The organism is Winogradskyella sp. (assembly GCF_028289625.1).
Taxonomy (GTDB): Bacteria; Bacteroidota; Bacteroidia; order Flavobacteriales; family Flavobacteriaceae; genus Winogradskyella.
This window is the reverse complement of sequence record NZ_JANQOM010000013.1, coordinates 142,336-165,535: the sequence shown is the minus strand read 5'-3', so window position 1 is coordinate 165,535 and position 23,200 is coordinate 142,336. Positions and strand designations below refer to the sequence as shown.

Here is a 23,200-nt window from a genome sequence, read left to right as displayed (position 1 = left end):
AATTAAAACTTTAACTTCAATAGTTGTTTTCTCATATTGCCTTGACCTAAAATATATATAATATTCTCTGATTTAATGGCTTTTTCAGCTCTAAATATGGTTTCCGAATTGGCATTGGGAAATATAATATTCGGTGTAATTCCACCATGTGGGTTTACGGTAATATTATAAAAATTGGTTTTGTTAGGCCGTCTATCTTGTTTTACAACTAATTTTCCTTTTTTATCATCAATTAAAGCATTGATAAGAATATTGATTTCGTTATTAGCAAAAAATGTAAAGGTCGATGAGTCTCGTTTATTGGACTTAGATGTAATCTTTTCAGTGCGTCGTAAGCGTAAAATACTATCCCATTTCAAATGTCCGTCTTTATCAATTTTTCCGACTAAGATGTCATCAAAAACTTTATAGCTTGAGCTTATGGGATTTATGGTTATATACCCAGCAAATCCAGAAAATGAAAATGCGGCAATAGGCAGTCCAATAGGTAATGTGGCTCTCCGTTTTATGTAGAATTGTCCTATGATATACGTTTCTAAATCGTCATTTATAAAAATATCTTTAATATCTATACTTCTGTTTTCTTTGAAGAATCCTGAAAAGTATGCTTCGGCATTTTCGTTGTAAAAAGGGCTTTGCTTAGAAGATATTACCTTAAGATTATTTAAATCGATTCTATAGTGGGTAAAGCCTCTGTAACCACCCTTTTTCACATTAGAATAAATACCACTTATAATCAAATTATTATTCTTTATTCTAGAATTGATAAGTTCGTAACTATTATCAGGGATTTTTATTTTTAAGGAGTGTGTTTTGCTTCCATCCGTTTCTATCAATTCGTAAAAATTATCTGTAGCAGAATTGTTAAGCTGAAAAAGCGCATAGAATTTATCATTTGCTTGTTGGGTATTTAGAAAATTAATATTCTCGAATAATTCGGATTTATCGGGAATAATCTTGAATGTTTTTATGGGCTGTATATCTTTTGAAAAGACACTGACCATAACATAGGTAGTTTTGTTTTCTAAAACGGGGAAACTTAGAGCGATATTAGATGCTGTTTCTAATTTAATAAAATAATCATTTTTTAAAGCTTTGAAGATGTATGGGTTATCGTCTTTGTTTACTGAATATATTACGTTTTGTGATGTTTCCTTTGTTTTTAAATCAATACCATTAAGTACCAAAGACATAGTTTTACCCGCTTTTTCCTTTTGGAAAACATAACATTTACCATTAAATAAAAAAACCTTTAAGATATCAGTACCATCTTTAGTAGTAATCTCAATACGTTCTTGATAATTGAGATTTTCATAGAACTCTACGTAATAATTTCTCAATGAGCCATTAACCATATGAGGTCTTATGGCTACGAAATTACCCTGAGAATCTCCTGCTGTAAGTTCGCCCTTATCTATAAGGAATTGACGGTCCTTAACAACGTCACCTTTATCTATTTCCTGACAAAATCCTAAAGAAGAAATGAAGAAAACTATAATAACTACAAATGATAATCTCATTAATGCAATATAGTCATTACGTATATTATGACCTAACAACAGCCACCACCATCATAGTGCCATGTTGATTCGCTAATAAAGATATCATCTCTGCCTAAACTCGCTAAAGCAGCAGCAGTTTTATCACAAATAGCCAACGGTTGATTCTTTAATAAAATATGACCTGCGTTATCATCAATATAGTCTTCATCACCAAAATAGATAGCTGCTTTACCCGTAAAAATACATGGTCCATCGGCAGGCATCGGATCCTTGATGGCCGCGACTTCGATAGATTCAATGTATATAAGTTCATCCGTATTATAGTGTTTAGGGTCTAGTATTCTATATGGCTTGCGCGCTCTAATCTCTATGGTGCCAAAACCAGCATCAGTTAACATCTTAACATATTCAGCTATGGGTAAGCTTCCACTTAAACACAGCGCACGTAATCTGTCGTCGTTTCGCAATTCGTCATTCATAGGTTGTTCGCAAGTAGGATCGCTCATAACCAACCTACCATGAGGCTTTAGTACGCGATACATTTCAGCAATCGCTTTCTTAAGATCGTCTGCTTTAAAAATATTGAATAAGCAATTCTGAGCGGCTACATCAATACTATTATCTTCAACAGGAAGATTCATGGCATCTCCTTTTTTAAGTTCTACAAACTCACTTTTAAACCATGGATTTAATACCTCTGCTTCTTTAAAGTTTTTTCGGGAAGCTTGTAACATTTCATCTACAACATCTACACCAATGACTCCTCCTTTTTGACGATTGAAATATGAAAATTGCAATAATTCCATACCACCTCCAACACCAACATATAGCATTTTTGGGTTATTGGTTAAATCTCGCGCATGTACGGTAGAGCCACAGCCATAATTCATTTCTTGCATAATCTTTGGAATCTTCAGTCCTGGCAATTCCCAAACAGGATTGGTAGTACAGCATAGCCCAACATCTGGTGTTAAGGCCGCTTCTTTATATAAATCGTGCGTAGCTTCTAAGTAACTCATATGTTTGTTTTATTTATCATTGCGAGGAACAAAGTGACGTTGCAATCTCATATATAGATTCCTTCACTTCGTTCGGAATAACGTTAAATGGTTTTTATCAATTCTTTAAATAAGGTAATCATGTTTGGTTCTGCCTTTGCAGCCATAGCTATGATTTCTGCGATATCTACAGGCTCTAAGTTATCTGGGTCGCATTCATCGGTCAATACTGACACTGCTGCCGCTTTTAATTTTAAATGATTGGCCACAATAATTTCAGGAACGGTACTCATGCCAATAGCATCTGCACCGATAATCTTGAGCATTCTATACTCAGCTCTGGTCTCTAATTGAGGTCCAACCACACTGGCATATACTCCTTTATGAAGTTTTATGCCATTGTCTTTGGCGATAGTTTCAATTTTAGAATTTATCTCAGCATCGTAAGGAGCACTCATGTCAGTAAATCGCTCTCCTAATTGTTCTACACCTTTAAATGCCAAAGGTGAGCTTCCTTGTAGATTGATGTGATCATCAATAAGCATTAACTCACCTTTTTTAAAGTTTAAGTTTACAGCACCTGCAGCATTGGAGACCAAAAGCGTTTTGATACCCAAATTTTCCATAATTCTCACGGGAAAAGTCACATCTTGAAGTGTATACCCTTCATATACGTGAAAACGTCCTTGCATCACTACTACTTTTTTGCCTTCAAAATTTCCGTAAATCAGCTTGCCTTTGTGAAACTCTACAGTAGCCGTAGGAAAATTAGGAATGTGATTATAACTGGCCTCAGCGATAATTTCAATTTCGCTGATTAATTGTCCTAATCCAGTGCCAAGTATAATGCCCGCTTCTGGATTATCAAACCCCTTTTTTATTAAGTATTTTGTGCTTTCTTCGATAAATTTAATCATTAAGCTGCTGTATTTTTTCTTGTAATTTTTGGTTGTTTTTATAAAAATTCGAAGCGATTAAATCTTCATAGGTGTCTATATCGTTTAAGGTGTCTAAAGTACTAACTGTTAGGTCAAGATTCTGTAACTCTTGTAACGTTACTTTGAGAAGATGGCTTTGACTCCATGGTTTGTTTTCGAAGATTTTAGGAATTAATCGCGTTAAGCCTATAAGATAATAGCCTCCATCTTCTGCAGGCCCAAAAACAACTTCGTTTTTATCTAAGGCTTTAATACCTTTTTCAATATGGGTTTCGCTAATTTCTGGAAGGTCAGAACCAATTAAGACAATCTTTTTGTAACCTGATTCAAAACCGTCTTTAAAGGCGTTGAACATGCGTTCCCCTAAATCTAGCCCCTTCTGAACCGCTTTGTAATTGTTTTCCCATTTTGAATCGATAATCGCATTAGAGAAATAAATGCGTTTATCTACATTTAATTTCGAAGTCGCTTTTTCTGTAATTTTTACCAATTCGGAATAGACTTCGAAAGCACCATAATCGCCTATAGTTTTTGCTAGCCTCGTCTTTACAGTGCCTAATTTTATATTTTTAACAAATACAATTACAAGTGCATCAGTCATATATTTTATTGCCTTTTAAAAGCCATTGGCTCCATTCTTCAGAAAACGTGTGTACATCGTCTGTAGGTTCATTATTATTGTCGTAAACCGTAAAGTCATTATTTTTCCATTCAAAAATACCACCAAATAAATTGTAAACATTGGTATAACCTTCTTTTTTTAATTGTTCGGCGACATCCTCAGAACGAATTCCCAAAGAACAGTAGACCACAATCTTGGCGGACTTGTCTGTGATGTTCTTCGTTACCAAATTAATGTCAAAGAAGTCATAGCCAACATGAACGGCATTCTCTAGATGACTCGTATTATATTCCTTGGCTTCTCTAGCATCTAAAAGAATGGCATCTTCATTAGGTAAGGCTAATTCTTGCACCGTGATATATGGAATATTTTCGGTATTATATTTTTTTAATAACTCAGAGACAGAATCTTGAGAAGATCCAAAAGCTGAAATTACTAAAGCAACACCAAAAAGAATTTGTTTAATGAAGTCCATTGTCTACAATTTTAAAGTTAAGTAACCGTTCCTTGGCAACTACTACCAGCACCTGCTGTACAACCATAGCAGTGTTGCGATATCACGATGTTTCTACCTTCCAGCAGTTCTTCGTTGTATTCCGAAATGTGTTTTACTTTACTATTTACTGGTAATTCTAGCATCTGGTTAAAATCACAATCATATAAATACCCATCCCAGCTTACAGAAAGAGTATTGGTGCACATCACATTGGCAACGGCTGTAGGATTATAAGCCTCAACTAATTGATACATGTAATCTTCATAGTTTTCTGAAGCAATTAAATAATCTAAGAATCGACTTATCGGTAAATTGGTTATGGCAAATAAGTTATGGAATTGAATGCCAAAATCTTCCATTAAGGCCTTCTTGAAATCCTTTTCCATTGACGCCTGGTCTCCTGGTAAAAATGCACCTGATGGATTGTAAACCAAATCTAATCTTAAATCGCCGTCGGGCATTCCATAACCAACAGCATTCAACTCCTGAAGCGCTTTAATCGATTTGTCAAAGACGCCATCACCACGTTGTTTGTCTGTTTTACCCCTTGTCCAGTGTGGCATTGAACTCACCACATGCACGTTGTGTTTTTTGAAAAACTCAGGTAAATCGTAATATTTTTTGTTTGCACGAATAATGGTCAGATTGGAACGCACAATAAAATCCTTAATGCCAGCTTTTGCAGCTTCCTCCACAAACCATCTAAAATCTGGATTCATTTCTGGTGCGCCACCAGTTAGATCTAAAGTATGAGCTCCAGTATTTTTAATGACTTCCAAACATTGTTGCATGGTTACTCTGGTCATTATTTCTTTACGATCAGGACCAGCATCGACATGGCAATGCTCACATACTTGATTACACATGTAACCAACGTTAATTTGAAGTATTTCTAGCTTTTTGGCTTTAAGTGGAAATTGATTGGTTTCAGCAATCTTGTTTGCAAAAGTGGGGAGTTCTCCACTTTGAAAAATACCGTTAGAAAGTATTTCGAGTTGTCTGTTACTATTTGCGAGTTCGCTTTCGCGTTTTTTTAGAGACTTTGTAGCCATTAAGTTGTGTTTTGGGGAAAATTAACCATCAAGTTTATTGACCTTATTCATCATTTGAACTCCATGTACTAAGGTGGCTCCACTTTTTATAGCAGCACCTACATGTATGGCCTCCATCATCTCTTCTTTGGTTACTCCACGTTGCAGTCCATCTTTTGTATAAGCATCTATACAGTATGGACATTGTTCTGTGTGAGCAACAGCTAAGGCAATAAGCGATTTTTCGCGGGCTGTTAAAGCACCTTCTTCAAATACTTTTCCATAATAATCAAAGAACTTGTTGCCAAGTTCTTCGCTCCATTCCGTTATTTTACCAAACTTTCTTAAATCTGCTGGGTCATAATAGGTTTTAGACATATATGTAATTATAAATTTTTACGAAAAATTAATATAATACTTTTTGTCGAAGTTAATTCTTAAAGATTACAGAAAAATAAAAAATATTAAAACTTTCGATCTGGGTTAAAGGGTCCTAACTTCAGTGATGGTTTTTTATTTGAAATAATCTCAGAGATTAACAGGCCTGTAGCAGTTCCCATACTCCAACCCATCATAGCGTGACCAGCAGCAATAGTGAGGTTTTTGCATTTAACCGACTTTCCTATGTATGGAAGTCCATCTGGTGATACTGGACGTAATCCGCAAGCCGCATTATCCTTTTCGTTTTTAGTGAGTTGAATGCTTGGATAATAGCGGTTAGCGGCTTTAGCAATAGCTTCAACTCTGATCTTATTGACAGTGTGATTAATGCCAGCAATCTCCATAGTACCAGCAAATCTTGTGAAACCATTCATTGGAGTTACTGCTGCTTTTGCTTCAGATAAAATCGCAGGGATTGTAATTCCTGTTTTTTGTTCAGTGTTAATACGATAACCTTTTCCCGCTTGCATCAATAGTTTTAACCCTATTTTTTTACTCAATATGGTACTCCACGAACCAGCAGCAAGCACAATTTCATCCGCATTTAAAGTTTGTTTTTGTGTTATTAGAGCTGTAATGAGTCTATTTTTAACTGTAATATCTTCTACTTTCTCATTAATAAAAAAAGTAACGCCTACAGCTTTTAAGTAGTCTTTCATCTCGGTCATAAACTCATGCGGTGTAGAGTGGTGGTCGCACTTAAAATAAGCCGCCCCTATGGCATTGATTTCAATATTGGGCTCTAGAGTTTTTATATCTTCTGGGGAAACCTCTCTCGCATCCAAACCGAGGTTTTTGGCCATCTCAGCTATTTTTAACTCCTCATCGAGTAATTTCTGGGTCTGGCAGAGCATCAATAATCCTTTTTTATCGTACTGCGCTGTAAAGCTTTCTGAAGTTTTTATGTCTTCATAAAGCTGCTGGCTCAATAGCGTAATATCTCGTATAACAGGAGCAGATTTTTGGACATGGGCTGTATTACAAGACTTGTTAAAGGCCCAAGCCCATTTTAATAAATCCATATCTAATCGAGGTTTGATGTATAGTGGACTCGATGGATTGAACATCCATTTTAAACCTTTTTTCATTACACCTGGAGCAGATAATGGGATGATATGACTTGGGGATAAATAGCCAGCATTAACATAAGATGCTCCAGAATCTAAATTCGATTGATCGATAATAGTGATCTTATGTCCTTCTTTTTGAAGATAATAAGCCGAACACAAGCCAATAATACCACCACCGATAATGATTACATTTTTACTCATTTTTAAATAACCTGAAATCCATAAGCATAAGGGTCGTCCTCGGTATCAATGGTAATTGTGTTATTCCCAAATACCTTTGCCCAACCTTTAATGCTCGGAACAATTGCTGTTTTTCCATCCAACTCAGTAACTTCTTCAATACAACCTACAAATCTGCTTCCTATAAAACTTTCGTGAATATAGTCTTCACCTTGTTGTAATTTTTCTTTAGCATATAATTGTGCTAAGCGTGCTGAAGTTCCAGTACCGCAAGGGCTTCTGTCTATAGCTTTATCTCCATAGAATACCGCATTTCTGCCATGAGAATCTTTATGTATTGGGTCTCCTGTCCAAAGTATATGGCTTACGTCTTTGATGGTTTCATTTTCTGGATGGATAAATGAATTTGGATATTTGGCATTGATTTTTTTGCGTGCTTCTTTTGAAAAATGAACAATTTGTGAGGCCGTAAAATTGTGAACTCCTGGAAAATTTTCTTGCGGATCTACAATAGCGTAGTAATTGCCACCATAGGACACATCAAATGCAATTTCACCTAAACTATCAATACCAACGGTTAAGCTCTCAGCAGCTAAATAGCTTTTTACATTGATCAGTTTTACCCAATCTACTTTCTTTCCTGTTTGCTGATATTCAATGTCTACCAAACCAGCGGGCGCTTCCATTTTAATTTTACCGGGAACTTGTGGTGTTACCAAGCCCTCCTCTATAGCTATAGTAATAGTACCTATTGTGCCATGACCACACATTGGTAAACAACCTGAGGTCTCTATAAACAGAATCGCGAAATCGTTCTCAGGATTATGAGGTGGATATAGTATAGCTCCACTCATCAAATCATGACCTCGTGGTTCGAACATTAAGCCTTTTCTTATCCAATCATACTCCCTTAAAAAATGTTGACGCTTTTCGCTCATAGAGTTACCAATAAGCTCAGGCCCTCCTTCTTTTATAACTCTAATAGGATTTCCACAAGTGTGCGCATCAATACAAACAAAGGTCGATGTCATGATTATAGTTTTGCTTCGGTCTGTACATTATTAACCAATCTGGAAAGTTCCAAAGGGTTTTCGTTTTTTAGCTCTGAAGGTAATAATGCGTTTGGCCAGTCCTGATAGCTAAATGGTCTTACCCATCGTTTTATAGAATGGATGCCAACTGCAGTAAAGCGACTATCTGTTGACGACGGATAGGGACCTCCGTGAACCATAGAAGGACAAACTTCCACTCCTGTTGGAACACCGTTGTAAATAATGCGTCCAACACGATTTTGTAACGCCGAAATAATTTGAGGGTAATGTTCAGCCTCATCTTCATCGGCAATGAGCGTTCCGGTTAGTTGACCTTCTAAGTTCGAAATAATTTGCTCTAACTCATCAACATCTTTACACTGAACAATCATTGAAAATGGACCAAATACTTCTTGATGAAGTGTGGGATTACTTAAAAAAATTTCACCTTCAACTGTGGTTAATGTTTGCCTTGCATAGTTGGGTTGTATATCATTTTCATAATCTATTACAACCGATAAATTGGGTTGTGAGATCGCATTTTGCTTTTTGCTTTCGTAGGCTCCAATAATATTTGGATGCAACATGCAAGAAGGTTCTATTTTTACGATCTCGTTAGATAAATTCTTAATAAAGTTGGACAGAGCATCACCTTTAATCCCTAAAAGTAATCCTGGATTGGTGCAAAACTGACCGGTTCCTAAGGTAATAGAATTGGCATAGGTTTTTGCTAAACTTTCATTTTTGTTTTGTAGAGCCTCAGGCAAAATTATCACTGGATTAATGCTACCCATTTCAGCGAAAACAGGAATGGGTTCCTCGCGTTGCGCAGCCATATCATAAAGCGCTCTTCCACCTTTGATACTACCAGTAAAACCTACGGCTTTTACACCTGGGTGTTTAACCAATTGTGCACCTACTTCTATGCCGCTAGAATTGATATTGGAAAACACGCCATTAGGCATACTGGTTTTTTCTGCTGCTTTGATGATTGCTGAAGCTACTAGTTCTCCTGTGCCGGCATGCATCGGGTGCGACTTTACAATTACAGGACAACCAGCTGCTAAAGCGGCAGCAGTATCCCCTCCGGCCGTCGAATATGCTAACGGAAAATTGCTTGCGCCAAATACGACTACTGGTCCTAGTGGAATAAGCATTTTACGAATATCGGATTTAGGTATTGGCTGGCGCTCTGGCTGTGCAGTATCTATAGTAGCTTCTACCCAAGAGCCTTCAGCAATTAATTCTGCAAAACTTCTTAGTTGACCAATTGTTCTGCCGCGTTCACCTTTTGCTCTTCCTTCTGGCAATCCTGTTTCTGAGCAATAGATTTTAATCAATTCATCATCAAGTGCTAGAATTTCGTCCGCAATAGCATTTAGGAATCTTGCTTTTTGTTTTCCTGAAATGGCTCTAAATGTCTTAAACGCTTCTAAAGCCAATAATACGGCCTTATTTATTTCATCAGATGTAGCTTCTGTATAAATTGGTGCATTCTCAATATTTAATTGTGGATTAAAAGTCTTGTAAGTCTTAGGCCCTTTAGCTGATAATTGATTTCCGATATAGTTTTTTCCTGATTGCATTCTATAAATTTTTGTAGTCTGGTAGGCTTGGTCTGTTTTTTAAGCCGTTTTCAATAACCCGATGTACGTTTATGCGTTCTTCCCCATGCAATGGTAATCGTGGGGCACGAACATTCTCAGTGCCAATACCTGTTGCAACTTCTGCAAGTTTTATGTTTTGTACCAATTTAGGGTTTATATCTAACTCTAACAATGGTAAGAACCATCTATAGATATCAATAGCTTCATTAATCTGACCTGCCTTTTGAAGTTCGTATATGGCAACAGTCTCCTTGGGGAAGGCACATACTAAACCGGCAATCCATCCATCTGCTCCCATAAGCAAACTTTCTAAGGCTAGTGTATCTACACCAGTCATAATTTTCAATCGATTTCCGAATCTATTTTTGATTCTAGTAACGTTAGAAATGTCTCGGGTTGATTCTTTTACAGCTTCAATATTATCGCATTGTAATAAGTCTTCAAACATATCTAATGTGACTTCAACCTTGTAATCAATAGGATTGTTATAGACCATGATAGGTAAGGAGGTATTGTTGGCAACTGCTTTAAAATATTCAACAGTTTCTCTATCTCCAGATTTGTAGCGCATTGGTGGCAACATCATTAGACCCTTAGCACCATCTTCTTCGGCTTTTTGGGCTGCAAGTATGGCATTTTTTGTAGTTTGTTCTGCAATGTTGATTAGTACAGGGACTTTTCCTTTAACGGTTTCTACAGTATGCCTTGTTAGAATTCGCTTTTCGTCATTACTTAAAGTACTTGCTTCACCGAGTGTACCTCCCAATACAATGCCATGAACACCAGCTTCTAGTTGTGCCTCGATATTGTGTTGAAACATGTGTAAGTCTAAGCTGTCGTTATCCGTAAATTTTGTGGTGACAGCAGGCATTATGCCTTCCCATTTTATGCTCATAAGAATTGATTTTAAAATGTAAAATTAGCTGAGATTGTAAAGAATGAATAATGAATTTTTAATCTATAGTAATATTATATTATCTATTTTAAGTGATTAAATACTATTTTTGAATAGTATTTAATTATTATTAATGAAAGCATTACCATTTGTTATTCCGAAGCCCGATAAAGCACGATTGGTTTATCAGGTGGACAGGGTTAAAGTATTTTATGATAAGCTCCATCAGCATGAAGAGATACAACTTAGTTTTATTGTAAAAGGTAGTGGCACTTTAGTGGTTGGTGATACCATAAATAATTATAGTGCAAATGACGTATTGGTCATAGGGAGCAATGTACCACATGTTTTTAAGAGTGATGTTAGCTCACAAGATTCGCACATGTTGACTTTATTTTTCACAAGACATTCCTTTGGAGAGTCCTTTTTTAATCTTGAAGAACTTGCAAGTATTCAATCTTTTTTTGAACGTTCTCGATATGGATTTAAGCTACAATCTCATATCGAAACGATAAGACGTTTATTTTTAAAACTTGAAACAGCGTCTAAACTAGATCGGTTTATTATTCTGCTTCGCTTACTGCAATATATGGTAGAGGCAGACTACACAAGTTTATCTTCATTTGTTTATGATAAAAAATACAGCTTAGTTGAAGGCGACCGCATGCGAAATGTTTTTGAGTTTACGCTTAATAATTACAATAAAGATATTTCCTTGGAAGCCGTTTCTAAGGTGGCTAATATGACCAAAAATGCATTTTGTAAGTATTTTAAAAAGCGAACTAATAAAACCTATATTCAGTTTTTAAATGAATTTAGAGTCGAAAAGGCGAGTAGGTTGTTGCAAGAGAAAAATGACTATACTGTTTCTGAAATTGCCTTCATATCTGGCTTTAGGAATATTTCTAATTTTAATAGAATTTTTAAGAGAATAAAAGGTGTTAACCCAAGCCAGTTTATAAAGTGAAAAATCCGAGCCTAGACTCGGATTTTGGTTAATAGCACTGTTTAAGCTACACATTTAGGAACGATTTCAAATGCATTACTTTTAACTTTAAATATGGGTTTCAGGAACTTTGCTAACTGGTCAAATTCAATCAAAAAGGCATCATGTCCATGAATAGATTTTATTTCATGAATGGTTATATTTTCCTTGACCCCTTTTAATTCCACGTAGGTGTTCCAGTTTTCTTCTGGTTTAAAGAATAAATCAGAATTAATGGTCACCAAATGAATACACGATTTTATCTGTGAAGCTACTTCTAAAAATTCACCTCGACCTTCACAAATGTCAATGGTTCTCAAAATTTGGTTCATCATTTTATAGGCCGACAAACTGAAACGATTGGTTAATGTATCACCATGATAGTTCAACCAAGATTCAATATTAAATAAGGCCTCTTCTTTTTTTGTTCTATGAAATTTTTGTGTCAATGATTCTGGTGTGCGATACAAGGTCATGGCATGCATCCTGGCATCTGCCAAAGGTTGGCTCGAATGGTTTAATATCGCATCTTGGATATGACAATTGGCAATTAGCCAGTCTGTGGATTTCCAATCTGTAGCGATAGGGATTAAATGCTGAATCAAGTCAGGTTTTAAAGCTGCCAATTCCCATGCAATGCCACCACCTACAGAACCTCCAATAACTGCAAACAGTTTTTTAATATCCAATTCCTCTAGGCCTAAGGCAAACAGCTCGGCAATTGCCCTAGCGTTGAAATCTTTGTAATTTGCAATTAAATTTTTAGGGTTATTGTCATAACCGTTGCCTGGAATATTAAATGCTAAAATGGTGTATTTAGAAGTGTCTATACATTTTTGATCTCCAATTAAGTCATTCCACCAGCCTTTGTCTCCAATAACATTAGAGTTTCCGGTAAGTGCATGATTTACCAACACAATTGGTCCCTCTCCAAGCGACAAACCAAAGGTTTGATAAGACAAAGAAATAGCTGTTGACTTACCACTATTGGTTTTGTAGTTCGAAATGGTGATATGTTTTAATGCGCTCATTTTTTTATCAATTTGAAAAGTTAAACAGATGCCTTGAAGCCAAGGCACCTGCACTAAACTAAACAACACTAATACAGGCTAATTCTGAAGTTCTTTTTGTTGCTTTACAACCGTAAAGGCTTCTTTTAGATCAGCTTTTAAATCATCAATATTTTCAATACCAACAGACAAACGAATAAGGTCTTTGGTAACACCGGTACTTTCTTGTGCCTCATCACTTAATTGCTGATGTGTGGTACTTGCAGGATGTATAATTAGAGATTTGGTATCTCCTATATTAGCCAACAACGAGAATAACTTTGTGGTATCAGCAATAGTTTTGGCTGCTTCATAACCACCAACAACACCAAAGGTGACTATGCCACTTTGCCCATTTGGTAAGTATTTATCCGCAATATGTTTATAAGCACTTGTCTCTAAGCCTGGATAGTTGACCCAATTCACTTCTGGCTGTTCTTGCAACCATTTCGATAACTCCAATGCATTTTCGCTATGCTTTTTGATACGTAATTCTAAAGTTTCTAAACCTTGAATAATCTGAAAGGCATTAAACGGACTTAAGGCTCCACCATAATCCCTTAGACCTTCAATTCTTACTTTAGCGATAAATGCCGCAGCTTCCAGGGTTTCACTGTAAACTAACCCATGATAACCTGGAGATGGCTCGGTAAATTCTGGGAATTTTCCGTTGGTCCAATCAAAAGTACCAGCATCAATAATAACGCCTCCTAAGGCTGTCCCATTACCGTTGATGTATTTGGTTAAAGAGTGGATTACAATATTGGCACCATACTCGATAGGATTTAACAAATAAGGTGTAGCTACTGTATTATCTACAATTAAAGGTACTTTGTAGGCTTTGGCCTCTTTTGAAATGGCTTCGATATCCAAAACATCTAATTTCGGATTTCCGAGCGACTCAATAAAGAATGCTCTGGTGTTTTCTTGAGCTGCTTTGTTAAAATTTTCTGGATTTGAAGGATCTACGAAAGTCGTCGTTATGCCATGTCTTGGCAAAGTTACGCTCAGTAAGTTATATGTGCCACCATACAAACTGTTGGATGCTACAATGTGATCACCCGCTTTTAAAAGCGTAAGCAATGATGTCGCGATTGCTGAGGTGCCCGAAGCCGTAACTACCGCAGCAATACCACCCTCTAAAGCGGCTAGTCGCTGCTCTAGGATATCATTAGTAGGATTGTTGATTCTGGTATAAATATTACCAGTTTCAGCTAATGCAAAAAGATTAGCGGCATGATCAGAATCGTTAAACACATAAGCTGTTGATTGATAAATCGGAACGGCTCTTGTGCCTCCATTGTTTTGGACATCGTGCCCTGCGTGCAATGCTTTAGTTGCAAATTTTTGTGTACTCATTTTTCTAGTTTTTTTGAGTTAAAATAAATTAAACCAAAAGTCAAATATGCTTCTCTTTTGAAGCCTACTTATTAGAAAAATGTTATAAGAATGTGCTAATTACAGATGAGTAATTAGTCTTTAGTTATCTATCCGAACTTGCAAAAAATGACCTGCGCATTCAAGTAGAATTTAGCACCTTCTCAGTAAATCTGAGGGTTGCTAAGGCTTCATCGGGTCTATTCCCTCCACCTTTCTTGATAACATTTCAGTAAGTGTTTTGAACTTTGTCTTTACAAATATTGCATCAGAAAAAATTAAAATCCAAATTTATTTTCATTTTTATACTTTTTTTATGAAAATGAAACAATCGTGTTATAAAAATTGAAAAATCTTAAATATGGAGATGGTGATCGAGCTATGTTTTGTTGCGGTTTAGATATTTACTCTTGATGATATCTGCCACTGATTTATTCTCAATTTTACTTTCTAACCACGAAATAATATCGAGATAAAGAAAAGATCTGCGTTCGTATGGATGATCCTCATAGACTTTAAGTCGTTCAGCTAATTCTTTAAATGCATTTTTTAAGTCTTGCGGATAGATATCTTGTAAGCCGCGTATAAATTTTATCATTTCCTTTTGTACCTCGTGCAAGTCATTCATCTTAATTAAAAACTTGTAGGTACTTCGCAGTAGGGTTTCGAGGTGGTAATCCAATCCAGCTTCATAATGCGCTACAAGATTTAAAACCCTAGAGAAGCAGAGTAAATCTTCACGCATGGATAAGGATTTGTTAGAAATAATCTTGTTAAGATATTTTATACAGGCTTTATTATTACCCGAACCAAATTCTAGGCTGGCAAACTTATAGTAAAAGATGGCTTTATGGTGTGGGTCGATGCGGTCTTCGAACTCTAAAAGTTCTTTTTCTATTTTCGGAATTAAGGCCAAACCTTCTTCAAAACTACCATCAATAAAGTGTTGGTTAATACTATGAAAATTAGTGTACAGAAAAACCAAAGTCGCCACATTTTCGTCTTTAATAAATTTTGGGTGGTATATGGTCGCTTTAAAATCGTCTAATTTTTCTACAAATTTGACTTTATTTCTTAAGAAAAATATGGACTCGAGTAAGTAGTTGTTTCCTTTTAAGAAAAATACAGGATTGACATTAATCATCTTAGGATACTGATAAAACAAGTCGACCCATTTTGAGGCGTATCGGTAACTATTTAAAAAATCTTGCAATAATAAGTTATACCACAGGTGCGCTTTACAATACCATAGTTTTTCTCTAAAACCTAGTCTTTTGTTTTTAATATCAGGAAGCCTATCTTTAAAATATTTGGTGACCTCCTTAGCTTCATCTTCGTTTTTTACATAACCTGTTTTTAGAATAATACTGTAAAGCTGGAGTGATAGATTTGATAATTTACTGGCAATGACATTTTGCGTACTCAAATCTCTAGCTTGTATGGCTAATTCGTCAGCCCTCGTGCTAATACTTCTGGTGATGTATTGCGATTCGATAATTTTTTCGAGCTCTACAATTTCAAAAGCTAAGTTTTTTTCTTCATTCACGATAGCTAATTCTTTTGCCTTATCCAATATTTTCAGACTTTGCTTGTATAAACCTTTATGATATAAGATAGATGCAAAATCGAGCTGTTCTCTAATTTGAGATCGTACGTTTTGATGTGAAGGGTTGAGTTTAAGGCTTATTAAAATTTGCTTGTACAAATGGGCTTTTACATTGGCCAGCTGTTGTTTTTTGACAATTCCACTTTTTAAAATTGTAGCCTCATTGTAGACTTTAGCTTTATCTAATAGATTGAACAAATTCAGAAACTTAGAATCGGTATTAACCCCTAAACGCCCTACATAGAGCTTAAACTGGCGTTTCTCTGACTTGGTCAAAGATTTTACGAGTGAAAATAAGTTGTCTTTTTGGCCTTTAGTTGTCAATGAAAAACAGGTGTATATACTTGAAAATCAGTATTGTAATATGTATATTTGGTTTTGAACATCGTAAAAACAAATCATAGCTTCAATTATTGAGGATTTCAAGGTATAAATTCGTAAGACAATACTAATCTATATTTTGATAAATGGCAAATACCAATATTCAAATTTTTGATACAACCCTTCGCGATGGTGAGCAGGTACCGGGTTGTAAGCTAAATACAGAGCAGAAGGTTGTTATTGCAGAACAATTAGACACACTTGGTGTTGATGTTATTGAAGCGGGCTTTCCTGTGTCTAGTCCTGGTGATTTTAAATCGGTCGAGGCTATTTCTAAAATTGTTAAGAATGCCACGGTTTGCGGATTAACAAGGTCTGTGGAAAATGATATCAAAGTAGCTGCAGAAGCATTAAAGTACGCTGTTAAACCAAGAATACATACGGGAATCGGAACGTCGGATTCTCACATAATGCATAAATTTAAATCAACACGAGAAGATATTTTAGAACGTGCTTATGCTGCTGTGAAATATGCAAAGTCTTTTGTTGAAGACGTGGAGTTCTATGCCGAAGATGCTGGTAGAACAGATAATGATTACTTGGCGAGAGTCTGTGAAGCAGCTATTAAGGCTGGTGCTACAGTTTTAAATATTCCTGATACCACTGGATATTGCCTGCCAAGCGAGTATGGTGCAAAAATGAAATACCTCAGAGAAAATGTGAAGGGGATTGAAAAAGCCATTTTATCTTGCCATTGTCATAACGACTTAGGTTTAGCCACCGCCAATTCTATTGAAGGAGTAATTAACGGAGCGCGACAGATAGAATGCACTATAAATGGTATTGGAGAGCGTGCTGGAAATACAGCTTTAGAAGAAGTAGTGATGGTATTAAAGCAACATCCATATCTCAATTTAGATACCAATATCAATACGTCCATGCTGTACGGTATGAGTCAATTGGTAAGTGATAGCATGGGCATCTATACACAGCCAAATAAGGCCATTGTAGGTGCTAACGCTTTTGCCCATAGTTCTGGGATTCATCAAGATGGGGTCATTAAAAACCGTGCAACATATGAAATTATAGACCCTAAAGACGTAGGTGTTACCGACTCCGCTATAGTCTTAACTGCCAGAAGTGGACGCGCCGCTTTGGCCTACAGAGCCAAAAAAGTGGGTTATGATCTCACTAAGTTACAACTCGATGAGGTCTATACCAATTTCTTAAGCTTTGCGGATCAAAAGAAGGAGATTGATGACAATGATATCCATCAAATTATTGAAACGAGTAAGGTCTATCATCAAATTATTTCAGCTTAGATGAGCAAAAAAACACTATTTGATAAGGTCTGGGACTCGCATGTGGTCAGTAGTATTGAGAATGGGCCGCAGATACTGTATATCGACAGGCATTTAATACACGAAGTTACAAGTCCGCAGGCTTTCAATGAATTGGAAAACCGCGGAATTCCTATTTTTAGGCCTAACCAGATTGTAGCAACAGCAGACCATAATACTCCAACGCTCAATCAAGATCAACCCATAAAAGATACACTATCTAGAAAACAGTTAGAGCAGCTTTCAGAAAATTGCAAAAAGAACAATATTACATTATATGAGTTAGGCCATAAATATAATGGAATTGTGCATGTAATGGCTCCAGAATTAGGAATTACACAACCAGGAATTACAATGGTGTGTGGTGACAGTCATACTTCTACCCATGGTGCTTTTGGAGCCATTGCTTTTGGTATAGGGACAAGCCAGGTAGCTCAGGTTTTTGCAAGTCAATGCTTGCTGCTAAAAAAACCTAAGAGCTTAAGGGTTATCGTAAATGGTAAGTTAAAAAAAGGTGTGCTTCCCAAAGATGTCATTCTTTATATTATTTCAAAACTCGGCACCAACTCTGGTACAGGATATTTTTGTGAATATGCAGGAAGCGTTTTTGAGAACATGAGTATGGAAGGTCGTATGACCGTATGTAATATGAGTATAGAAATGGGAGCTCGAGGTGGCATGATTGCACCAGATGAGACTACTTTTGAATATATAAAGGAAAGAGAGTTTGCGCCAAAAGGTGAGGATTTTGAAAAGCAACTTGCTTATTGGAAAACCCTTCCTTCAGATGAAGGAGCAGTGTTCGATAAAGAATACACCTTTGAGGCTGGAGACATTGAGCCAATGGTGACCTACGGAACAAATCCTGGTATGGGTATAAAGATAACAGAATCGATACCCTTAGAAGATAATGCGTCGTTTCAAAAGTCTCTGAAATATATGGACTTTAAAGCTGGTGAACGTTTAATCGATAAGCCCATCAACTATGTGTTTATTGGAAGTTGTACCAATTCAAGAATTGAAGATTTTAGGGTCGCAGCCAATTATATTAAGGGAAAACAAAAGGCCGAAAATGTCACGGCATGGCTGGTACCAGGCAGTAAACAGGTTGAAGCACAAATTATTGCTGAAGGTCTTAAAGATATTTTTGATGAAGCCGGTTTTGAATTGCGTCAACCAGGATGTTCGGCGTGTTTGGCCATGAATGATGATAAAATACCACAAGGGGAGTATTGCGTTTCCACCTCAAATAGAAATTTTGAAGGTCGACAAGGACAAGGATCTAGAACCATTCTAGCAAGTCCTTTAGTGGCAGCTGCTACTGCGGTAGAAGGTAAAATAATTGACATCACGAAACATTTGAATTAATGGAAAAGTTTACAACATTAAAATCCACAACTATTCCGTTGAATATAGAAAATGTTGATACGGATCAGATTATACCAGCACGCTTTTTGAAAGCAACTGATAAAAAGGGTTTTGGAGATAATGTGTTTAGGGATTGGAGGTATAATAAAGATGGGTCAGTCAATACGGGTTTTGTTTTAAATGATTCACGGTTTAGCGGCAGCATTTTAGTGGCTGGCAATAATTTTGGATGTGGGTCGAGTAGAGAACATGCGGCCTGGGCAATAGTGGGTTATGGATTTAAAGTGGTTGTGTCGAGCTTTTTTGCGGATATCTTCAAAGGCAATGCTTTGAATAATGGGTTGTTGCCTGTACAAGTTTCAGAACAATTCTTAAGTGACTTATTTAATGAAATTGCGTCTAATCCACAGACGCTTGTTGAGGTGAATTTAGAAGATCAGGTCATCTCAGTTGAAGGAAAAGATCTTTCGGAAAAATTTGAAATAGATGCCTATAAAAAGACCTGTTTGATTAATGGTTACGATGATATAGATTACTTAATCAATAATAAAGAATTAATTGAGGCTTTCGAAGCCCAAAAAACATACTAACTAAGAATAAAAATGAACTTAAATATAGCAGTTTTACAAGGTGATGGTATTGGTCCGGAGGTTACTAATCAAGCCGTAAAAGCTTTAAAAGCTATTGCCACAGAATTCAACCATAATTTTATATTTACTAAAGCTGATGTTGGAGCCGTAGCTATAGACAAGTACAATAATCCCTTGCCGGAAGAGAGTTTGGATATTTGCAAGTCTAGTGATGCCGTTTTATTTGGTGCTATTGGTCATCCAAAATATGATAACGACCCTTCAGCTAAAGTAAGACCAGAACAAGGATTGCTTAAGCTAAGAAAGGAATTGGGATTGTTTGCCAATATCAGGCCGGTAAAAGCTTACCAGACCTTATTGGATAAGTCGCCTTTAAAGAAACATATCATCGAAGGTACAGACATAAGTATTTATAGGGAGTTAACTGGAGGTATTTATTTTGGGGAAAAACAGTTGACTGATGATGGTAATATGGCATCTGATTTATGTGCTTATTCCAGAGAAGAAATAGAACGTATTTCGCATTTAGCATTCAAGGCTGCTGAAAATAGAAATCATAAAGTAACCTTGGTCGATAAGGCTAATGTACTTGAAACTTCAAGATTATGGAGACGCGTTGTTAAAGAGGTTTCAAAACAGTATCCAGATGTAGAATTAGACTTTCTATTTGTAGATAATGCAGCAATGCAAATGATACTCAACCCAAAACAATTCGATGTTATATTAACAGAGAACATGTTTGGTGATATTATTAGTGACGAAGCCAGTGTTATTGGAGGTTCAATAGGGTTGTTGGCGTCCGCATCCGTAGGTGAAAAATATGCGATGTTCGAGCCTATTCATGGATCATATCCTCAAGCCACAGGAAAAGGAATAGCCAATCCAATAGCATCTATACTCTCGGCAGTAATGTTGTTGGAGCATTTCGAATTGTTTAGTGAAGCAGAATTGCTAAGATTGGCTGTAGAAAAATCTTTAAAATTAAATATCTCTACACCAGACATCAATACAAAATATGACAATGTCACTACAAATCGGGTAGGAGAATTTATTGAGGATTTTATCTACAACCCAAAGGATAAAAACATCAATTTCACAAATATCCACTTGGGGCAATCCACTATTATTTAAACGATGCCAGCAGAGCCAAAATTAAAGCGTTTTAACCAAAACGTTTTATCAAAATATCAGATATACAATAGTATATTTATGACCTTGCCATTTGATGCTTTGTCTAAAACGGCTGCCTTGTTGCCCCTTTTTTATGACACTTGTAAAGAGGGTTTTAATAACCATGAAGACCCAACAACAATAGTCAATACGTTTTTTAAGAAATATCAGGCAAGACGATCCGAACAGAGCCAAATTAATCTGTTATTTCGTTTTATACAGTATATAGAACGGCAAGTCGTATTATTTGATGCTGTTGAGGATGCGGCATTTCCTGTGGTTAATAATATGGAAGGCATAGGTACTTTAAGGAGTTTAAAGGAAAGTGCACAAGCAGATAATAAAAAGGAGTTATTACAAGACTATTTAGAAGCGTTTAACGTTAGAATTGTCCTAACGGCCCATCCAACACAATTTTATCCTGGTACAGTATTGGGTATTATTACTGATCTTGCCGAGGCGATTAAGGTAGATAACTTGTCAGAAATCAATACACTATTAGGGCAGTTGGGGAAAACCCCTTTCTTTAAAGATAAAAAACCAACACCTTATGATGAGGCCGTAAATCTTATGTGGTATTTAAAGAATGTATTCTATCATTCTTTTGGCGGTATTTACGACTATGTACAACAAAATATATTTGATGATAGGGAAATAGACAACTCATTGATTAATGTAGGGTTCTGGCCAGGAGGAGATAGAGATGGTAATCCATTCGTAACACCAAAGATAACACTTGATGTTGCCAGAAAGCTAAAAGAATCTGTAATCAAGTGCTATATTAAGGATGTGAAGTATCTTCGACGAAGACTGACGTTTAGAGGTATTAGAGAGCGCATTATTGATATCAATCATAGGTTGTATAATACCTTACTTCATAAAGAAGAATCCAGTAGAATTTCTTTATTGGAATTTAGAGAAGAACTAAATATAATAAGGAACATTCTCATCGATCAGCACCAATCACTTTTTGTAGATAAGGTGACCACCTTAATTAATAGAACGACTTTATTTGGTTACCATTTTGCGAGTTTGGATATAAGACAAGATAGCCGTGTGCATGATGCCATGTTTAGAGCATTGGTAAGAGAGCTAATAGAAAATGGAAGTGATAAGTTCCCTGAAGATTTCTTCGAATTACCACTACAACAACAGTTGAAACATTTATCCGAAGTGGAAGGCGTGATTGAACCAATTGAATTTAAAGGTGAAATGGCGATAAATATTGTGGAGACCATAAGAGCCATGAAGACCATTCAGGATAAAAATGGTGAAATCGCCTGTAATCGCTATATCATAAGCAACAATCAGACGACTTTAAATGTACTTCAGTTATTTGCCATGTTAAAAATTATTGCTTTTGGTGATAACTTAACTGCGGATGTCGTTCCATTGTTTGAAACAGTTACGGATTTAGAAGCTTCCCCAAGTGTTATGGAAGAGCTTTATACCAATCCAAGTTATCGTAAACATTTGGCGGAGAGAGGTAACAAACAGACAATAATGCTAGGTTTTAGTGATGGTACCAAGGATGGAGGTTATCTTATGGCGAACTGGGGAATTTTTAGGGCAAAAGAAGCTTTAACCGAATTGTCGCGTAAATATGATATTGATGTGATTTTTTTTGATGGTAGAGGAGGTCCACCAGCACGTGGTGGTGGTAAAACACATAAATTCTATGCATCACTTGGTCCGACTGTAGAAGATAAGGAAATCCAGCTGACTATTCAAGGACAGACTATTAGTTCTAATTTCGGAACTATAGAATCATCTCAATATAACATGGAGCAATTGATAAGTTCTGGTATTTCGAACCGTCTTAATGATAAGAGTTTAGAAATGCTTGAAGATGATAAAGACGTCATGGATAACTTGGCGAATTTAAGCTACGAAGCCTATGTTAATTTCAAGAAGCATCCTAAGTTCTTATCGTACTTAGAGCATATGAGTACACTAAAGTACTATGCTAAGACCAATATAGGTAGTAGGCCATCCAAGCGCGGTAAATCTGAAGGATTGGTGTTTGCGGATTTAAGGGCCATTCCTTTTGTAGGGTCATGGAGTCAATTGAAGCAAAATGTACCAGGGTTTTATGGCGTTGGAACGGCATTAAAATATTATGAAGACAAGGGAGAATTTGAAAAGGTTCAACATTTATATGAGACATCTCGATTCTTCAGGGCTTTAATTGCCAATAGTATGATGTCCTTATCTAAATCATTTTTCGACTTAACAAGATATATGTCCGAGGATCCGGAGTATGGTGAATTTTGGACAACCATTTATACAGAATATGAGACCACTAAGCGGCTTATTCTTAAACTCACAGGCTTTAAAGAGCTTATGGAAGATGAGTTGGTTTCAAAAGCTTCAATTGCTGTTAGGGAGTCTATTGTTTTACCGCTTTTAACTATTCAGCAATATGCTTTAAAAAAGATTCAGGAATTAGAAAAAGCTAAAGTTAAGGACGAGCAGAAGATTAAGGTTTTTGAGAAAATGGTGACTAGATCGCTATTTGGAAATATTAATGCAAGTCGAAATTCAGCTTAGCGAAGTCGAAGTACACCAAATCATAGATTTGGC

At 36.3% G+C, this 23,200-nt stretch carries 20 protein-coding genes and 1 riboswitch; of the genes, 6 read left to right on the top strand and 14 right to left on the bottom strand.

Features of this window, described 5'->3' with window-relative positions; all coding sequences use genetic code 11:
* Positions 1–2: 2 nt before the first annotated feature.
* The 11 genes from Q0992_RS02865 to Q0992_RS02815 form a co-directional block, all read right to left on the bottom strand.
* Positions 3–1,520, bottom strand: a complete 1,518-nt coding sequence (locus Q0992_RS02865) for a hypothetical protein (protein WP_299520166.1) — start codon at positions 1,518–1,520, stop codon at positions 3–5.
* Between the two features lie 32 nt (positions 1,521–1,552).
* Positions 1,553–2,521 (bottom strand): arsenosugar biosynthesis arsenite methyltransferase ArsM, encoded by a 969-nt coding sequence (gene arsM / locus Q0992_RS02860; protein ID WP_299520164.1) that lies wholly within the window; start codon positions 2,519–2,521, stop codon positions 1,553–1,555.
* Positions 2,522–2,604: 83 nt separating this feature from the next.
* Entirely contained in the window at positions 2,605–3,417 is an 813-nt protein-coding gene (locus Q0992_RS02855; RefSeq protein ID WP_299520162.1) for a purine-nucleoside phosphorylase, read from the bottom strand.
* Positions 3,410–4,039: a TIGR04282 family arsenosugar biosynthesis glycosyltransferase gene (locus tag Q0992_RS02850; protein ID WP_299520160.1), complete on the bottom strand. Its 630-nt coding sequence runs from the start codon at positions 4,037–4,039 to the stop codon at positions 3,410–3,412. The genes Q0992_RS02855 and Q0992_RS02850 overlap by 8 nt, the downstream gene beginning before the upstream one ends.
* Positions 4,032–4,535 carry a rhodanese-like domain-containing protein gene (locus Q0992_RS02845; protein WP_367277934.1) on the bottom strand — a complete coding sequence of 168 codons (504 nt, stop codon included), beginning with the start codon at positions 4,533–4,535 and terminating at the stop codon, positions 4,032–4,034. Before Q0992_RS02845 ends, Q0992_RS02850 begins: the two co-directional genes overlap by 8 nt.
* A gap of 17 nt (positions 4,536–4,552) precedes the next feature.
* The gene (gene arsS, locus Q0992_RS02840; RefSeq protein WP_299520158.1) at positions 4,553–5,608 is read right to left on the bottom strand and encodes an arsenosugar biosynthesis radical SAM (seleno)protein ArsS; all 1,056 of its coding nucleotides are present in this window, start codon (positions 5,606–5,608) and stop codon (positions 4,553–4,555) included.
* A 21-nt stretch (positions 5,609–5,629) separates the two neighbouring features.
* Positions 5,630–5,965, bottom strand: coding sequence for an arsenosugar biosynthesis-associated peroxidase-like protein (locus Q0992_RS02835; RefSeq protein ID WP_248724107.1), 336 nt, complete (start codon positions 5,963–5,965; stop codon positions 5,630–5,632).
* 86 nt (positions 5,966–6,051) lie between these two features.
* Entirely contained in the window at positions 6,052–7,299 is a 1,248-nt protein-coding gene (locus Q0992_RS02830) for an FAD-binding oxidoreductase (RefSeq protein ID WP_299520154.1), read from the bottom strand.
* 2 nt (positions 7,300–7,301) lie between these two features.
* Positions 7,302–8,312, bottom strand: a complete 1,011-nt coding sequence (locus tag Q0992_RS02825; RefSeq protein ID WP_299520264.1) for a 4-hydroxyproline epimerase — start codon at positions 8,310–8,312, stop codon at positions 7,302–7,304.
* On the bottom strand, positions 8,312–9,895 hold the full coding sequence (locus tag Q0992_RS02820; protein ID WP_299520152.1) for an aldehyde dehydrogenase (NADP(+)): 1,584 nt from the start codon (positions 9,893–9,895) through the stop codon (positions 8,312–8,314). Before Q0992_RS02820 ends, Q0992_RS02825 begins: the two co-directional genes overlap by 1 nt.
* Position 9,896: 1 nt before the next feature.
* On the bottom strand, positions 9,897–10,811 hold the full coding sequence (locus tag Q0992_RS02815; protein WP_299520150.1) for a dihydrodipicolinate synthase family protein: 915 nt from the start codon (positions 10,809–10,811) through the stop codon (positions 9,897–9,899).
* A 133-nt stretch (positions 10,812–10,944) separates the two neighbouring features.
* Here Q0992_RS02815 and Q0992_RS02810 point away from each other — a divergent pair, with 133 nt between their 5' ends.
* A complete protein-coding gene (locus Q0992_RS02810; protein ID WP_299520148.1) occupies positions 10,945–11,778 on the top strand; it encodes an AraC family transcriptional regulator in 834 nt (277 codons plus the stop codon).
* Positions 11,779–11,819: 41 nt separating this feature from the next.
* Here the strand turns inward: Q0992_RS02810 and Q0992_RS02805 are convergent, their stop codons facing one another.
* The 3 genes from Q0992_RS02805 to Q0992_RS02795 all read right to left on the bottom strand — a co-directional run bounded on the left by Q0992_RS02805 (position 11,820) and on the right by Q0992_RS02795 (position 16,152).
* Entirely contained in the window at positions 11,820–12,827 is a 1,008-nt protein-coding gene (locus tag Q0992_RS02805; RefSeq protein WP_299520146.1) for an alpha/beta fold hydrolase, read from the bottom strand.
* Between the two features lie 78 nt (positions 12,828–12,905).
* On the bottom strand, positions 12,906–14,204 hold the full coding sequence (locus tag Q0992_RS02800) for an O-acetylhomoserine aminocarboxypropyltransferase/cysteine synthase family protein (RefSeq protein WP_299520144.1): 1,299 nt from the start codon (positions 14,202–14,204) through the stop codon (positions 12,906–12,908).
* Positions 14,205–14,325: 121 nt separating this feature from the next.
* Positions 14,326–14,450, bottom strand: a riboswitch (SAM riboswitch).
* Between the two features lie 151 nt (positions 14,451–14,601).
* Positions 14,602–16,152, bottom strand: coding sequence for a hypothetical protein (locus Q0992_RS02795; RefSeq protein WP_299520142.1), 1,551 nt, complete (start codon positions 16,150–16,152; stop codon positions 14,602–14,604).
* Positions 16,153–16,295: 143 nt separating this feature from the next.
* Here Q0992_RS02795 and Q0992_RS02790 point away from each other — a divergent pair, with 143 nt between their 5' ends.
* The 5 genes from Q0992_RS02790 to Q0992_RS02770 are packed head-to-tail and all read left to right on the top strand — an operon-like array spanning position 16,296 to position 23,167.
* The gene (locus Q0992_RS02790; RefSeq protein ID WP_299520140.1) at positions 16,296–17,471 is read left to right on the top strand and encodes a 2-isopropylmalate synthase; all 1,176 of its coding nucleotides are present in this window, start codon (positions 16,296–16,298) and stop codon (positions 17,469–17,471) included.
* On the top strand, positions 17,472–18,857 hold the full coding sequence (leuC, locus tag Q0992_RS02785; RefSeq protein WP_299520138.1) for a 3-isopropylmalate dehydratase large subunit: 1,386 nt from the start codon (positions 17,472–17,474) through the stop codon (positions 18,855–18,857).
* Complete coding sequence (gene leuD / locus Q0992_RS02780; protein WP_299520136.1) at positions 18,857–19,447, top strand: 3-isopropylmalate dehydratase small subunit; 591 nt, start codon at positions 18,857–18,859, stop codon at positions 19,445–19,447. The genes leuC and leuD overlap by 1 nt, the downstream gene beginning before the upstream one ends.
* 12 nt (positions 19,448–19,459) lie before the next feature.
* Positions 19,460–20,578, top strand: coding sequence for a 3-isopropylmalate dehydrogenase (leuB, locus tag Q0992_RS02775; RefSeq protein ID WP_299520134.1), 1,119 nt, complete (start codon positions 19,460–19,462; stop codon positions 20,576–20,578).
* A gap of 3 nt (positions 20,579–20,581) precedes the next feature.
* Complete coding sequence (locus Q0992_RS02770) at positions 20,582–23,167, top strand: phosphoenolpyruvate carboxylase (protein WP_299520132.1); 2,586 nt, start codon at positions 20,582–20,584, stop codon at positions 23,165–23,167.
* The last annotated feature ends 33 nt before the right edge of the window (positions 23,168–23,200 follow it).